Raw genomic sequence first — 15759 nt, 5'->3', positions numbered from 1 at the left:
CCCGCCATGGGGCGCCATGGGATTCATGCGCCCAGGACGGCGGCCCGAACCGGGATGGACCGGGAAATGCGATGGGAAAAGCGCCAGATGGCCTGTAAGCCGGGTTTTGTATCCCGCCCCGAGGGGCAGGCGATGGCCATTCGTCTGGGACGCCGGTTGCCCGGACGCCTCGCGCGACCAACCCGAGCGGCGGCGCGGAAACGCGCTTGACCCACGCCCGTCCCGTTGCGGGGACGGTGGTCGGGCCGCTCCTATTCGGTCTTGCTCCCGGTGGGGTTTACCGTGCCGTCCCCGTTGCCGGGTCCGCGGTGCGCTCTTACCGCACCCTTTCACCCTTACCTGCGTCGAAACGCCGGCGGTTTGCTTTCTGTGGCACTTTCCCTAGGGTCGCCCCCGCCGGCCGTTAGCCGGCACCGTGTTTCCGTGGAGCCCGGACTTTCCTCCCCCGGTCGAAACCGAAGGCGGCCATCCGGCCATCTGGCGCGACCGTTCATATAGAGAAGCGGCGGTGGGGGCAAATCCCAAATCAAGCGGCGGTTCAATCGATCGGAGGAACCGCGGGTGCCATCACCGCCCCGTCAGCCGCAGCAGCGCGCGCAGGCGCCGCACCGTCTCGGCATCCGGGGTGCCGGTCAGACAGTCGGGATGGAAATGGCGCTGGAAGGCCAGCAGCGCCCGCGGTTCGGCCGGGTCGTACCCATAGCGTCCCAGCAGGGCGCCGATTTCGGCGTTGGTGACGGGGGCATCGCTGAAGGGACCGTCGTCGGCTTGGGACGGCGTGGGCCAGAGCCCGATCCCCTGGGTGGCAAGGCCCGGCCAGTCGAACAGTTCGCCCGGATCCTCCTTGCGGGCGGGCGCCACGTCGCTGTGGCCCAGCACATCGGCAGGGGCGATCCCGTGGCGCTCCAGGATGCCTCGGCACAGCTCCGCCACCGCCGCCATCTGCGCGGGCGGGAAGGGGCGGTAGCCGAACTCGTGGCCGGGGTTGACGATCTCGACGCCGATGGAGCGGCTGTTGACGTCCTCCGCCCCGCGCCAGCTCGACCGGCCGGCATGCCAGGCGCGCCGATCCTCCGGCACATGGGCGTAGACGGTGCCGTCCTCGTCCACCGTGTAATGGGCGCTGACCTGGGCCGCCGGGTCGCACAGCCGGTTCAGCGCGTCGGCCGCGGTCGGCATGCCGGTGTAGTGCAGGATCAGCAGCTCCGCCCGTGCGCCATCGGCCCGCGGGCCGTGGTTGGGAGAGGGGAGGTCGATCCGGCGGAAGGCGCTCATGTCGGATTCGTCACGGTCTCGTTGACAGCCTTCGGCCCGCGCCGGACGATCACCGCGACTCCGCCGATGGTCAGCAGTCCGCCGATGGCGAGATTGATCGTCAGCGGATCCCCCATCAGCAGCGCGCCCGACGCGACGCCGAAGACCGGCACGGTGAGCAGGTATGGCATGGTCTGGTTGACGGAGTAGCGGCCGAGCAGCGGATACCACAGCCCATAGGCGATGATGGTGACGGCGACGGCCATGTAGAGGATCGACGCCCACCCCACCCAGGTGGAATTGGCGAGCGCCTCCATCTGCCCATGCTCCAGCAGCAGCGACAGGACCAGCAGCTGCGGCATGGCGAAGAGAGCCATCCAGCCGTTGACGGCGAATCCGTTCACCGCGCCGATCAGCTTCATCTGCACGCTCGCCACCGCGAAGGCGAAGCTCGCCGCCAGGATCAGCAGCAGCGAATAGAGCGACTCGCCCAGCCTCGGCTCGCCCGCGATCACCGCCACACCGGCGAAGGCGGCGGCCATGCCGATGCCGCGGCGCCAGCCCAGCTTGTCCTTGAACACCACCGCTGCCAGCAGCGAGGAGAAAGGCACTTGCGCCTGCGCCGCCAGCGAGGCGGTGGCGGCGTCGATCCCCTGCAGCCCGGTGAACATCATCGGGAAATGGATGCTGCCGAGCGTCACCGACAAGAGCGCGATCTTCCACAGCTTGTCGCGCGGCATGCGGAAGAAGGGGATGATCAGCACCGCCACCAGGGCAAAGCGCAGGACCATGACGAACAGCGGCGGAAATTCCGCCAGTGCCCATTTCGCCACGACGAAGTTCAGCCCCCACAGCGCCATCACCACCAGCGCCTGGAGCGTGTGGGCGAAACTCATGCCCGGCCGCCTTCCAACTCCTCGCGCATCGCTTCCAACTCCAGCCAGCGCTCCTCCGCCGCGGCGAGGTCGGCCTGCCTGGCATGCAGCTGCTCGCTGGTCTTCTGGAATTTGGCGGGATCGCGGGTGAACAGATCGGGGTCGGCCAGCGCCTTCTCCAGCTTGGCGATCTCCGCCCCCAGCCCATCCATGCGGGCCGGCAGCTCGTCCAGTTCGCGCTGGTCCTTGTAGCTCAGCTTGCCGCGCGGCTTGGCGACGGCGGTCGGCGTGGCGGCAGGCTTCGGCTTGGCTACGGCGACGGGGGCCGCCTTGGCCGGGCGCTGCACCAGATAGTCCGAATAGCCGCCGGCATATTCGGTGGCGGTGCCGTCGCCTTCCAGCGCGATGGTGGCGGTCACCAGCCGGTCGAGGAAATCGCGGTCGTGGCTGACCAGCAGCAGCGTGCCCTGATAGTCGCCCAGCACGTCCTCGAGCAGGTCCAGCGTGTCCATGTCGAGGTCGTTGGTCGGCTCGTCGAGGATCATCATGTTGCTGGGCTTGGCGAACAGCCGGGCCAGCAGCAACCGGTTGCGCTCGCCGCCCGACAGCGCCTTCACCGGGCTGTCCAGCTGCCGGGTGTCGAACAGGAAGTCCTTGATGTAGCCGGCGACATGGCGCGACACGCCGTTGACCATCACCGCGTCGCCGCCGAAGGGGCACAGCACCTTGCGGATGGTGTCCTCCGGGTCCAGCCCCTCGCGCCGCTGGTCGAAATAGGCGGTGTCGAGGTTGGTGCCGAGCCTCACCGTGCCCTCGTCGGGGTCGAGCTGCCCGGTCAGCATCTTCAGCAGTGTGGACTTGCCGGCGCCGTTCGGCCCGATCAGACCCACCCGGTCGCCGCGCAGGATGCGGGTGGAGAAGTTCTTCACGATGGTCTTGCGGCCGTCGGGCGTGTCGAAGCCCTTGGCGATTCCGGTCGCCTCGATCACCAGCCGGCCGCCGCGCTCCGCCTCGGCGATGGCGAGCTTGGCCTGCTGGCCGCCCTTGATCTGCTCCGCCCGCCCGGCGCGCAGGTCCAGCAGGTTGCGCACGCGCCCCATGTTGCGGGTGCGCCGGGCGGAAATGCCCTCGCGCAGCCACTTCATCTCGCTTTCGATCTTGCGGTCCAGCTTGTGGGCCGCGGCCTCCTCCGCCTCGAACACCTCCGCCTGCCAGCTCTCGAACTCGGCGAAGCCGCGGTCGGTGGCGCGCACCGTGCCGCGGTCCAGCCACAGCGTGCGCTTGGCCAGCCGGTTCAGGAAGGCGCGGTCGTGGCTGATCAGCAGCAGCCCGCCGCGGAAGGACAGCAGTTCCTCCTCCAGCCACTCGATGGTGGGGAGGTCGAGGTGGTTGGTCGGCTCGTCCAGCAGCATGACGTCGGGGTTGCCGACCAGCGTTCGGGCCAGCGCCGTGCGGCGCGATTCGCCGCCCGACAGGGTGCGGGGGTCGAGGCTGCCGTCCACCTGCAGCCGGTCCAGCACCGCGTCGACCCGGTGCGCCTCGTCCTGCTCGTCGGCGGGCAGGCCCTGCACGACATAGTCGTGGACGGTGGCGCAGCCGGTGAAGTCCGGCTCCTGCGGCAGATAGGCGATGCGGGCGCCCGGCTGGACGAAGACGGTGCCGCCGTCGGGGTGGATCATCCCGGCCAGCACCTTCATCAGCGTCGACTTGCCCGACCCGTTGCGGCCGACCAGACAGGCGCGGTCGCCGCGGGCGATGGACAGGTCGATGCCGTCGAACAGCGGACGGCCGCCGAAGGTGACGGAGACGCCCTGGAGCGCCGTGATGGGTGCGGGAGGAGCCATGGACCGTTCGTGCGCCGGAAAATCGAGGGAAGGGGAGGGTTATAGCGCGCAGTCCCCCTTCACCGCGACCCGGAAAAACGGGTGGGCGGGTTGCGTCCGGCAGAGCCGGGCGCGACCATTCCTCAGCCGGCCGCCGGAACCGGCGCCGTCGGCGTCGCGACCTGCTGCTCCTGCATCTTGAAGCCGAAGTAGGTGCCGTTGCTGATGCCGGTCAGGGCCAGCAGGTTGGCCGACAGCTCCGGCATGCCCAGCGTGCGGGTGACCTCGTAGAGGAAGGTGATGCCCAGCACCATGGTCCAGGCCAGCAGTTGCAGCCGGTGGATGTTGTAGCCGGCGGCGTCGCTCAGCAGGTCGGCCAGCCATCCCTGCGTTGGCGGATAGACCTCGTTCAGGCTGGCGGCCATCGTCGCCTGATCGGGCGGGGTGGCCGCTGCAGCGGCGCGATAGGCGGCGGCATGTTGCTGGCGCCGGGTCTCGTCGTCACCCGGCCGGCGGTCCTGGAAGGCGGCCAGCACGGAGGTGCCGCCGACGATTCCCATCAGTGCCATGGTGCCGGTGGTGACGGTGTCCATCGATCCGGTGATGGTCAGGATGGCGACGTAGGAGGCGGTGACGATCCCGCTCCACCACAGAAGCTGGAAGCGGGCGAGGCTGTAGGGCGGCCGGTAGTTGACCGGCATCGGTACGCCCTCCACCGGGGTGATCGAGTCCATGCGGCCGAAATGGCGGAAGAAGGCGAACAGGAACCCCGCCGCCACCAGGGCGAACCACAGGCCGGCCAGCCCGAGGTCGCGGTCGCTGGCTCCCTTGATGGCGACCAGCTTCGGTGCGGTGCTGATGCCGCCGGTGGCCGGACCGAAGGCGACCGGCAGGGTCTTGGTTCCGGCGAGGCTGAAGAAGCCGCTGAAGGCGGTTTGCCATGCCGCCCGCCGCTGGGCTGCGTCGTCACCGTTGCCGGCGATGGAGGTGGAAGCGGTGCCGACCAGTTCGCCCTTGGCCGAGCAGCCGAAGCTGGCGCGGGCGCCGGGGATGGTCTGGCCGTTGACGACCAGGACCAGCGCTTGCGCGTTCAATGCCGCGGCCTGGGTCGGGCAGTCGGTGCCGGACGGCGGCGCTCCCATGTTCAGCGCCAGCGGCTGGCCCAGAACCACCGGGCTGTCGATGGATGTGGTCTGCGCCTGAGCGACGCTGAGCGTTCCTGCCGCCAGTGTGGTTCCCAAAGCTGCAGCGAAGATCGTTCGGATGATCGTGCGTTGCATGTCGCGTCGTTCCCAAAGCATGCGGGCAACCGGTCACCCGCCCCAACCGGGAACGATAGGTCAAGAAACGGGACGAAGACCACGGAAAAGCAATTTAAAATATGGTCATCTGGTGACGAATCGCGACATGCTAGAGCAGGGCGGCGCTACCTTCCCGTTGGCGGCGGATGCGGTCATAGGCGGCGTTGACCAGCGCGAGCTTCTGTGTGGCCAGATTCACGAATTCCTGCGGCATGCCCTGGGCGATCAGCCGGTCGGGATGGTGTTCGCGCACCAGCGCACGGTGGGCGGCCTTGATCGCCTCGTCACCGGCCGTGCGCGGCACGCCCAGCACCGCATAGGGGTCCGAGTCCATCGGGCCGCCGGCGATGTGGTGTCCGGCGACGATGCGGCGGAATTCCGCCTCGTCGAATCCGAAGATCACGGCGATGGCGCGCAGATACTCCACCTCCGTCTCATGCAGCTCGTCGTCGGCTTCGGCGATCAGCAGCAGGCTGTCGAGCAGCTCTTCCAGCACCGCGTGCCTGTCCTCGAACAGGTTGGCGATCTGGCGGGCATACTCCTCGAAGCCATGGGTGTCGCGGCGGGCAAGGTCGAAGACGCGGCCCACATTGGCGAGTTCGTCGGCCGGGACGCGGAACAGCCGCTTGAAGGTGTCGACCTCCACCCGCTTCACCACGCCGTCGGCCCGCGCCATCTTGGCGGCAAGCGCGATCACGCCGATGGTGAAGGCGACGGTCTGCTTGGCCTCCTCGGCCTCCGTATCGGTCATGGCCTTGCGCTGGTCGCCGGGGCCGCAGGGAGACCACAGGTCCACCGCCTGCCCGGCAAGCCCGCCGAGAAGGCTGCCCAGCGGCCCGCCGCTGAACAGGCCGGCCGCGCTGCTCAGGATCCTGCCCCAGATGCTCATGCTTCGCCTTCCGCGTTCCGCTCGCCCGTCATCCCATCGGCCGGCAGCATAGCCGCCGTATGGTTATCGTCCAACTGTGGCGCGCCCGCAACATACCAGCATTGTTCGCATTGCGAATTTCTAATAAGCGCTTGCGAATTCCGCCGAGAACGCCATGTTGCACTGCAATATAGGGCGCCGCAGAGAGCGCCGGTTTGGATAACAACGGCGACCGCCAAACGCTTGTCACGGGGTGCGGCGCCGGGTTCTGGGGAAAAACGTTCTGCGCGAATGCGTTTTCGGATTTCGAGAACCGTGAGCAGAGCCATGCCTGTCATCCGCAAGATCATGCCGACCGAGTTGCCGCAGTACCGGGCGCATCTCCTCCGTCTGGACCGTGGCGACCGCCATGCCCGCTTCACCGGCACGCTGTCGGACGAGGCGGTGGAGCGCCATTGCGCGGCCATCGACTGGGGCCGGACGGTGCTGCTGGGGGCGTTCGAGGACGGCGTCCTGCGCGGAGCCGTGGAGCTGTGCGGCGACCGTATCCTCTGGCCCGATCAGGCCGAGTTCGGCATCAGCGTCGAATCGGGACTGCAGGGCAAGGGCGTCGGCAGCACGCTGGTCCGCCGCATCCTGACCGTCGCCCGCAACCGCGGCATCCGCCATGTCCACATGATGTGTCTGGCGGGGAATGTCCGCATGCGTGCCCTGGCCCGCCGGTTCGGTGGGCGGCTGGCGTTGGACAGCGGTGAGGTCGCGGCACTGTTCGAGCTGCCGCCGCCCAACCAGTTCTCCCTCGCTCTGGAAGCGCTGGAGGACGGCAGCGGAGCCTTCAACAGCATCCTGTCCGGCAACGCCATCCTGAGCCGCCTGCCCGGCGTCCGGCCGGAGCGGCTCGCCGCCTGACCGAAAGGACAGCGGCTCGCCGCTCGACCGCCGAGCCGCTTCACCGATGATCCTGTGTTCTTTCCGCCGCGTCCGCCTGTCTTGTTGGTTCGCCGGAAGGGCGCGGGGCACGCTGGCGGTTGAAATTCGCTGCCGGATCGCGAAACTCCGGCCCACGCGCGGTGCGGTTGCCGCGCGGGGATTGGGCGGGTGCGACGACGATGGCTGAGACTCAAGGCGCGGCGGTGGGCGGGGCGGCGGAGGTCAAACCCGCCCGATGGCAGTTCTGGATCGATCGCGGCGGCACCTTCACCGACATCGTCGGCCGGCGGCCGGACGGGTCGGTCGTCACACACAAGCTGCTGTCGGAAAATCCGGAGCGCTATGCCGACGCAGCCGTCCAGGGCATCCGCGAGCTGCTGGGCCTGAAGCCCGGCCAGCCGATTCCGCCTGACACGGTGGAGGTGGTGAAGATGGGCACCACCGTTGCCACCAACGCCCTGCTGGAACGCAAGGGCGAGCCGACCGTCCTGCTGATCACCGAAGGGCTGGGCGATCAGCTGCGCATCGGCCACCAGGCCCGCCCGAAGATCTTCGCCCGCCAGATTCATCTTCCCGACCAGCTCTATTCCCATGTGGTGGAGGTGCCGGAACGGGTGATGGCCGATGGCCGCGTGTTGAAGCCGGTCGATCTGCATGCCGTCCGCCGCGGTCTGGAAGAGGCCTACCGCAAGGGTTTCCGCGCCGCCGCCATCGTGTTGATGCACGGTTACCGCTATCCGGAGCATGAGCGGCAGGTCGCCTCGCTGGCCCGTGCCGTCGGCTTCACCCAGGTCTCGGTCAGCCATCTGGTCAGCCCGCTGATGAAGCTGGTCGGCCGCGGCGACACCACGGTGGCCGACGCCTATCTGTCACCGGTGCTGCGCCGCTATGTCGACCGGGTCGCCAACGACCTCAGTGTCGACGGCACGCCGGTGCCGCTGATGTTCATGCAGTCCAACGGCGGTCTGACCGACGCCCGTCGCTTCCAGGGCAAGGACGCCATCCTCTCCGGCCCGGCCGGCGGCGTGGTGGGGGCTGTGCGCACCGCCGGCATGGCCGGCTTCGACCGGGTCATCGGCTTCGACATGGGCGGCACCTCGACCGACGTGTCGCACTATGCCGGCGAGTATGAGCGCGCCTTCGACGCGGTGGTGGCCGGCGTGCGGGTGCGGGCGCCGATGATGCACATCCACACGGTGGCGGCCGGCGGCGGTTCGCTCTGCGTCTTCGACGGCACCCGCTTCCGCGTCGGGCCGGACAGCGCCGGCGCCAATCCCGGTCCGGCCTGCTACCGCCGCGGCGGGCCGCTGACCGTCACCGACTGCAACGTGATGGTCGGCAAGATCCAGCCGCGCTTCTTCCCCCATGTCTTCGGCCCCAACGGCGACCAGCCGCTGGATGCCGAGGTGGTGAAGGCCCGCTTCACCGAACTCGCGGCCACCGTCAACGCCAAGCTCGGCACGACGATGACCCCGCAGGAGGTCGCCGAAGGCTTCCTGCGCATCGCCGTCGATAATATGGCCAATGCGATCAAGAAGATTTCGGTCGAGCGCGGCTATGACGTCACCGGCTACACGCTGAACGGCTTCGGCGGGGCAGCGGGCCAGCATGTCTGCGCCGTCGCCGATGCGCTCGGCATGACGCGGGTGTTCCTGCACCCGCAGGCCGGCGTGCTGTCCGCCTATGGCATCGGTCTGGCCGATACCGTCGCCATCCGCGAGCGCGCGGTGGAAGGCCCCTTGAGCGATGCCGTGGTCGACCGGCTGACCATGCTGTTCACCGACCTGGAGACCGAGGGACGGGCGGAGCTGGCCCGCCAGGGCGTCGAGGCCGGCCGGCAGGCGATCAACCGCCGCGTCCATCTGAAGGCCGCCGGGTCCGACACCACCCTGACCGTCGCCTTCGGGTCGAAGGTGGCGATGACCAAGGCGTTCGAGGAGGCGCACCGCCGCCGCTACGGCTTCCTCACCCCCGGCACCGCGCTGGAGGTCGAATCCGTGACGCTGGAAGCGGTCGGCCTGACCGACGTGCTGGAGGATCCGGAGCGTCCCGCCACCACCGCGGTGCTGCCGCGCCGGCTCGCCACCGTCGCCATCCACAGCGCTGGTCAGCGCCGCGAGGCGCCGCTCTACGACCGCCGGCAGCTTCAGCCCGGCAACCGTGTGGTCGGTCCGGCGATCCTGGCCGAAGCGGTCTCCACCACCGTGGTCGAGCCCGGCTGGATGGCGGAAGTCACCCGCAAGAACCATCTGGTGCTGACCCGGCTGGAGCCGGCGGCCCAGCGTCAGGCGGCCGGCATCAAGGGCGGAGCGAAGGTCGATCCGGTGATGCTGGAGGTCTTCAACAACCTGTTCATGTCCATTGCCGAACGGATGGGCGTGACATTGGAGAAGACCGCCCGCTCGGTGAACATCAAGGAGCGGCTCGACTTTTCCTGCGCCCTGTTCGACCGCGAGGGCGGGCTGATCGCCAACGCTCCCCACATGCCCGTCCATCTGGGTTCGATGGGCGAGAGCGTGCGCGCGGTCATCCAGCGCCGTGACGGCAAATTCACCGCTGGCGAGAGCTTCGCGCTGAACGATCCCTATCACGGCGGCACGCATCTGCCGGACATCACCGTCGTCTCGCCGGTGTTCGACGAGGCCGGCAAGGACCTGCTGTTCTTCGTCGCTTCGCGCGGCCATCATGCCGACGTCGGCGGCATCACCCCCGGCTCCATGCCGCCGGACAGCAAGATCATCGCCGACGAGGGCGTGCTGCTGGACTGCGTGCCGCTGGTCGAGAACGGCCAGTTCCGCGAAGAGGCCATGCTTGAACTGCTGCGTTCCGGCCCGCATCCGGCGCGCAACCCGGCGCAGAACATCGGCGACCTGAAGGCGCAGGTCGCGGCGAACGAGCAGGGGACCCGCGAGCTGCACCGCGTCGTCCGCCTGCACGGCCTGTCCACCGTCGCCGCCTATATGCGTCACGTCCAGGACAATGCCGAGGAGCAGGTCCGCCGCGCCATCGGCGTGCTGAGCGACGGCGATTTCGCAGTGACCTTGGACAACGGCGCGGTCATCAAGCTGCGGGTGTCGATCGACCATGCCGCCCGCTCGGCGATGGTCGATTTCTCCGGGACCAGCACACAGCTGACCAACAACTTCAATGCCCCCTCGGCGGTCTGCCGGGCTGCGGTGCTGTATGTCTTCCGCTGCCTGGTGGATGACGAGATCCCGATGAACGAGGGCTGCCTGCGCCCCATCGAGATCGTCATTCCGCCGGGCTCCATGCTGTCGCCCAACCCGCCCGCCGCGGTCGTGGCCGGCAATGTGGAGACCAGCCAGTGCATCGTCGATGCGCTGTTCGGCGCATTGGGGGTGATGGCCTCTGCCCAGGGGACGATGAACAACACCACCTTCGGCAACGAGTGGCACCAGTATTACGAGACGGTCTGCGGCGGGTCGGGAGCCGGCAGCGGCTTCAGCGGCACCGATGCGGTGCAGACCCACATGACCAACTCGCGCCTGACCGATCCGGAAGTGCTGGAATGGCGCTTCCCGGTGCTGGTGGAGAGCTTCCGCATCCGCCGCGGCTCGGGAGGGGCAGGGCGCTGGCGCGGCGGCGACGGCGTGATCCGCCGCCTGCGCTTCCTGGAGCCGATGACCGCCGCCATCCTGGCCAACCACCGCAAGATCGCTCCCTTCGGCTTGAAGGGCGGTGCCGATGGTGCCGTCGGCCGGACCTGGGTCCAGCGCACCGACGGCAGCGTGCAGGAGCTGGCCTCCCAGGACAGCACCGCGATGCGGCCGGGCGACGCCCTGGTGGTGGAGACGCCGGGCGGCGGCGGATATGGGGCGGTGGGATAGTAGGGTGATTGGGAGCGTTAGGAGCGTTATGCCCCCTCCCTAACCCTCCCCCGCTATGGCGGGAGAGGGGACTGCCGCCGTCCTTTGCTGAAGCTCTACAAGCGTCCAACCCCCTCTCCCGCGAAGCGGGGGAGGGATGGGGAGGGATGGGGAGGGGGCAACCGCTACCGCCCCCTCACTCCGCCCGATGCGGCGCCACGATGCCGAAGCGGTGCATCTGCCGGTGGACGGTCGACCGGTCGACTCCCAGTGCCCGCGCCGTCGCCGACACGTTCCAATGGTGCCGCCGCAGCGTCTCGCGCAGCCGCGCGGCGGGATCCTCTTTTGCCACCGCCATTTCCGCTGCCTCCGCCTCCTCCTCCGGCCAGGCCCGGAACAGGCCGTTGTGCTGCACGGGCTCCGGAAGGTCGGCGAGGTCGATCAACCCGCCGTCGCTGACCGCGCAGGCATAGTCCAGCGCGTTCACCAGTTCGCGCACATTGCCGGGCCAACCGTGGCCGCGCAGAGCCGCGAGCGCCGCCGGAGTCAGGCGATAGCCGACGCCGTCACGCTCCGCCCGCTCGGCCAGCAGCCGTTCGATCAGCCAGTCGAGGTCGCCGCGCTGGCGGAGCGGCGGCACGGTGAACACCGCGCCATTGAGACGAAAGTACAGGTCGTCGCGGAATTTGCCGGCCTTGACCAGATCGACCAGATCGCGGTGGGTGGCGCCGATGACGCGGACATCAACCGAGACCGCCTTGGTCCTGCCGATCGGTGTCACCTCCCGCTCGGCCAGGACGCGCAGCAGGCGGGTCTGTGACGACAGCGGCATGTCGCCGATCTCGTCCAGGAACAGGGTGCCGCCATCGGCCTCCAGGATCAGCCCTTTCTTGCCGCGGGCCGTCGCCCCGGTGAAGGAGCCGGGCTCGTAGCCGAACAGCTCGCTCTCGATCAGGTTTTCCGGCAAGGCGGCACAGTTGACGGCGACGAAGGGCTTGTTGCGGCGGATGCTGGACTTGTGCAGGGCCTTGGCCAGATGTTCCTTGCCGGTGCCGGTCTCGCCATGGATCAGCAGGCTCATCCGGGTGTTGACCAGCTTGGCCGCCCGCGTCAGCACCGCCTTAAGCGCCGGGTCGCCGCCGGATACCACGCGCAGCGGCTCCGGCAGCGGATCGTTCCCGTGGTCGTGGGGGTGGTTGCGGGGCAGGGAGATGGCAGGCGGCGGCATCGCCTGGGCGAACAGCGGCAGGCCCGTGCGGCGCAGGCGCAGCGTGCGCTGTTCGGTCGGCAGGGCGCGGACGAAGCGGACCAGATCGTCAACCTCGCAGTCGAACAGATCGGCGAAGGAGCGGCCGAGCGGCGACACGCCGTCCTCCGCCAGCAGATCATGGGCCTTGTGGTTGAAGCCGACCACCCGGCCGCCGCCGTCCAGCGCAAGGACGAAGTCGGGATCGACCTCCGCGAACTCCTGCGATGCCGACAGCTTCACCACCCAGTCGCGGCGGAAGTTGTTGTAAAGGTTGGCAGTTTCGATCTTGTGGACATAGGCCTTCACCATCTGCAGCGCCAGATATTGGCTGATCTTCGGTTCCGGCGAATGCAGGGCGGAGATGTCCAGCACGGCCGCCAGTTCTCCCCCGCTGTCGAACACGGGCGCGGCGGTGCAGGTCAGCGGGATGTGGGTGGCGTCGAAATGGTCGGTCTGGTGCACGGTCAGTGCCTGGGCCGTCGCGATGCAGGTGCCGACCGCGCATGTGCCGGCATGCCCCTCGTTCCAGTCGGACCCGAGATACAGCCCGGCCCGGCGCAGATGGTTGTCGAAGGTCGGATCGCCGATGAAGTCGACCGTGACGCCGTTGCTGTCGGTCAGCAGCAGGACATAGCCCATGCCGGCCACCTGCCGGTACAGCGCCTCCAGCCCGAAGCGGGCCATGCGCAGGAATTCGTCCATCGCGTCGCGATGCTCGCGCAGCCGCTCCTGCGGCAGGATGTGCGCCTCGCGCCCGATGGTGGGGTCCAGCTTGTGGTCGATGACGCAGCGGCGCCAGGAGCTTTCGATGATCGCGTCGCGGACTGACGGCACGCCTGCGGAGACACGGACGAGTTCATCGATGTGGGCCGCGCGTGCGCTGTCCATGGTCGTGCCTCCCGCAGAATTCGTCCGCTTGTCCTGCGAACATAATTGGAAGGGACAGTACCAACCGGGCGCCTCCATAAGCAACATGTGCAAAAGCATGACGCCGGGCCCGCGGCGCATGGATCGGTCCGGAGGCCGGCATATTTGCGTATGACGCATTGGAGTTTCGTTATCGGCCGGCGACATGATGTTAAGGAGATTTGCACACGTCCGGCTTCATGCTCCATAAACGGGATGTGATCGCCGGGAGCACCCGACTTGCGGATTCTGATAGTCGACGATTCGCCGCGCCACCTGACCATGATGGTGTATGAGCTGAACAAGCTCGGCTATGCCACCAGCGTGGTCCACAGTGGGGCTGCCGCCATCGAAGCGATGGCGAGTGAGCGGTTCGACGTGGTGATGGCCGACATCCGTCTGGCCGACATGACGGGAATTGAACTGTGCTGGCATCTGCGCACCGCCCAGGGCCTTCGCCATCTCTACCTGATCCTGATGATTCCCGGCAGCATGACCGACCAGTTCCATGAGTTGGTGGAGGCCGGCGCCGACGAGTTCCTGCGCAAGCCCCTGGACTGGAAATGGACGGCGGCCCGCCTGCTGGCAGCCTCGCGTGTGGTGGCGATGCAGCGCGACCTGGAGCGGCTGGCGACCACCGACGCCCTGACCGGTGCCATGAACCGCCGCCGCTTTCTGGAGAGGGGGGCCGAAGAGGTTGTCCGCTCGCGACGATACGAGCGCCCGCTGTCGGTGGTGATGCTGGACATCGACCATTTCAAGCGGGTCAACGACACCCATGGCCACGCCACCGGCGACGAGGCGATCCGCAGCACCGTGCGCGCCTGCAAGGACACCCTGCGGTCCTGTGACCTCATCGGCCGCCTGGGTGGCGAGGAATTCGCCGTGGTGATGCCCGAAACCCCGCCGGTCAACGCCTTCGCTGCTGCCCAGCGCCTGCGTCAGGCGATCGCCGCCCAACCGGTTCAGCGAGAGGACGGCGGTGAACTGCACCTGACCGTCAGTCTTGGACTAAGCTGGCTGAACGCGACCGACACCGGCATCGAATCCCTGCTGGCCCGCGCCGACACCGCGCTCTACCGCGCCAAGAACGCCGGCCGCAACCGGGTTGAGGTCGAACCGCAGATCGCACTGCCGAAGTCGATGGCTGGGTAGGGGAGCGTCAAAGCCGGTCAGCGATGGTCTGGAACTGTTTCGCGTATTGGGGCCATCCCGCAGCCCGGAATATGGTGACCGCCTGATACCAGGTGTTCTCCCGGCCGGGAGGCCAACGCCAGTCCAATTGGGGGCCGTGCGACAGGATCAGTGGCGTGCCCACGGCGCCTGCAATATGTGCATGGACCGTATCGATACTGATCACGCCGGTAAGGCCGGCGGTCACGGTCGCCACATCGAGAAGATCGGAGCCCGGCGGCAGGCGATGTATCCCCATCTCCTCCAACTCCGCAGCCTCGGCCGGATCCGTGAGTTGAAGCGCGACCAGCGTGATTCCCGCCGCGACAAGTGGTCTGAGCGAGGAGATCGGGAGCGAGCGAAGTGCCGATGTCGTGGTGGACGAGCGCGTGGACCACGCCACGCCGAACACCGGGTTGGCGGCGCCCAGCTTCAGGCTGCCGAGTCCTTCGGCCACGTCTTCGGCGGTGAATGTGAGGTAGGGGGCGGAAACGGGCTTCGCCTGTCCCAGAAGATGGGGGAGGCTGCCGCTGCGGGCATAAAGCCCACCTCCGACGAGCGCGTCGTCGAAGGTGATCGTGCGCGCCGAAGGCAGAGCCTTCCTGACAAGCCGGTGCAGGGCGGGCCGCGCGATCACCGTCACGTCGTCGGCGCGTCCGGCGACATCGGCAAGATAGCGCAGGAACAGAACCCCATCTCCCAGACCCTGCTCCATTTCGATCACCAGGGGCTGGGTGGTGCGCTGCCCCGTCCAGCTGCTGAACCCCTCGGGCATGGGCCGGGCGTGCGGACCGTCCGGTCTGTTTTCAAGGTCACGCCATGCCGCCACCCACTTGCCGAGATAAAGGCGGGCGGTTCCCCTGTCGTGCAACAGTCCGCGCGCGGCCGGAAAACGCGCCAGGACGCGCGTGCAGAAGGCCTCAGCCTCCTCGAAGGCGCCAAGGGTCAGGAGATTGGAGGCGTGCGTGAGCGCAAGATCCGCCCGCTGGGCGAAGTGGCGCGCACTCTTGCGCGCCAGGGTCAATCCCTCGTTGCGGCGACCGATCATCCCCAGCAGCCCGGTGTAGTTGAGCAGAACCATGGGATGGTCGGGATGACGGCGTGCGACGGCGTCGAAGAGCGGCTCGGCCTCGGTGAAGCGGCCTTGGTAGAACAAGGCATTGCCCAGATTCAGCCGGGCTTCGTCATTCCCGGGATCGGCTGCCAGCGCGGCGCGGAAAGACGCTTCCTCTTCGCTGAAATCTGGGATCATGGCCGTTCTCGCTCATCGCCTGTCGATAGCTCATGCCGAGCAGTCATTTTCGCCGCCAACAGCGGACGAAGTACCGAAATTGAAAAAGCCCACCAAGCGAGTGGCTTGGTGGGCTTTTTGAATGATGGTAGCAGCGGAGGGATTTGAACCCCCGACCAAGGGATTATGATTCCCCTGCTCTACCACTGAGCTACGCTGCCATCGTGTTCGCCGTTGTTGGCGTTTCCGCCGCCGTGGCTACCATCGTGTCCCGTCGTTGCCGCCGGGAGCCGCTATATAGGATAGGGCGACTTGGCCTGTC

The 15759-nt window shown here is 68.0% G+C and carries 10 protein-coding genes, 1 tRNA gene and 1 other RNA gene; 3 read left to right on the top strand and 9 right to left on the bottom strand.

From position 1 onward, the window contains the following. Positions 1 to 79: 79 nt before the first annotated feature. The 6 genes from rnpB to A6A40_RS08235 form a co-directional block, all read right to left on the bottom strand. Positions 80 to 481: RNase P RNA component class A (gene rnpB / locus A6A40_RS08260), an RNA gene on the bottom strand. A gap of 86 nt (positions 482 to 567) precedes the next feature. Further along, positions 568 to 1275 carry an N-acetylmuramoyl-L-alanine amidase gene (locus A6A40_RS08255; RefSeq protein ID WP_063634977.1) on the bottom strand — a complete coding sequence of 236 codons (708 nt, stop codon included), beginning with the start codon at positions 1273 to 1275 and terminating at the stop codon, positions 568 to 570. After that, positions 1272 to 2150, bottom strand: a complete 879-nt coding sequence (locus A6A40_RS08250) for a DMT family transporter (RefSeq protein ID WP_063634976.1) — start codon at positions 2148 to 2150, stop codon at positions 1272 to 1274. The genes A6A40_RS08255 and A6A40_RS08250 overlap by 4 nt, the downstream gene beginning before the upstream one ends. Continuing rightward, entirely contained in the window at positions 2147 to 3973 is a 1827-nt protein-coding gene (locus A6A40_RS08245; protein WP_063634975.1) for an ATP-binding cassette domain-containing protein, read from the bottom strand. The genes A6A40_RS08250 and A6A40_RS08245 overlap by 4 nt, the downstream gene beginning before the upstream one ends. Positions 3974 to 4095: 122 nt before the next feature. Further along, entirely contained in the window at positions 4096 to 5232 is a 1137-nt protein-coding gene (locus tag A6A40_RS08240) for a hypothetical protein (protein WP_063634974.1), read from the bottom strand. Between the two features lie 130 nt (positions 5233 to 5362). Continuing rightward, positions 5363 to 6142 carry a J domain-containing protein gene (locus A6A40_RS08235; RefSeq protein WP_063634973.1) on the bottom strand — a complete coding sequence of 260 codons (780 nt, stop codon included), beginning with the start codon at positions 6140 to 6142 and terminating at the stop codon, positions 5363 to 5365. Positions 6143 to 6436: 294 nt separating this feature from the next. On the opposite strand from A6A40_RS08235, the gene A6A40_RS08230 reads away from it, so the two are divergent. Together A6A40_RS08230 and A6A40_RS08225 are read left to right on the top strand one after the other, a co-directional pair. After that, complete coding sequence (locus tag A6A40_RS08230; protein WP_236783610.1) at positions 6437 to 7030, top strand: GNAT family N-acetyltransferase; 594 nt, start codon at positions 6437 to 6439, stop codon at positions 7028 to 7030. A 200-nt stretch (positions 7031 to 7230) separates the two neighbouring features. Then, positions 7231 to 10899 carry a hydantoinase B/oxoprolinase family protein gene (locus tag A6A40_RS08225; protein ID WP_063634971.1) on the top strand — a complete coding sequence of 1223 codons (3669 nt, stop codon included), beginning with the start codon at positions 7231 to 7233 and terminating at the stop codon, positions 10897 to 10899. Positions 10900 to 11074: 175 nt separating this feature from the next. Here A6A40_RS08225 and A6A40_RS08220 read toward each other — a convergent pair whose 3' ends face one another. Beyond that, positions 11075 to 13015, bottom strand: a complete 1941-nt coding sequence (locus tag A6A40_RS08220) for a sigma-54-dependent Fis family transcriptional regulator (protein ID WP_063634970.1) — start codon at positions 13013 to 13015, stop codon at positions 11075 to 11077. Positions 13016 to 13273: 258 nt separating this feature from the next. Between A6A40_RS08220 and A6A40_RS08215 the strand changes: the two genes are divergently transcribed. Then, positions 13274 to 14188, top strand: a complete 915-nt coding sequence (locus tag A6A40_RS08215) for a GGDEF domain-containing protein (RefSeq protein WP_063634969.1) — start codon at positions 13274 to 13276, stop codon at positions 14186 to 14188. A gap of 7 nt (positions 14189 to 14195) precedes the next feature. On the opposite strand, the gene A6A40_RS08210 is transcribed toward A6A40_RS08215, so the two are convergent. Together A6A40_RS08210 and A6A40_RS08205 are read right to left on the bottom strand one after the other, a co-directional pair. After that, complete coding sequence (locus A6A40_RS08210; protein WP_063634968.1) at positions 14196 to 15458, bottom strand: tetratricopeptide repeat protein; 1263 nt, start codon at positions 15456 to 15458, stop codon at positions 14196 to 14198. A 125-nt stretch (positions 15459 to 15583) separates the two neighbouring features. Further along, positions 15584 to 15658: transfer RNA gene (locus tag A6A40_RS08205), tRNA-Met, on the bottom strand. Between the last annotated feature and the right edge of the window lie 101 nt (positions 15659 to 15759).

It is taken from the genome of Azospirillum humicireducens (assembly GCF_001639105.2).
GTDB classification, from domain to species: Bacteria; Pseudomonadota; Alphaproteobacteria; order Azospirillales; family Azospirillaceae; genus Azospirillum; species Azospirillum humicireducens.
Note: the sequence above shows the minus strand (reverse complement) of the source record. Positions and strands in the feature narration are given on the sequence as shown.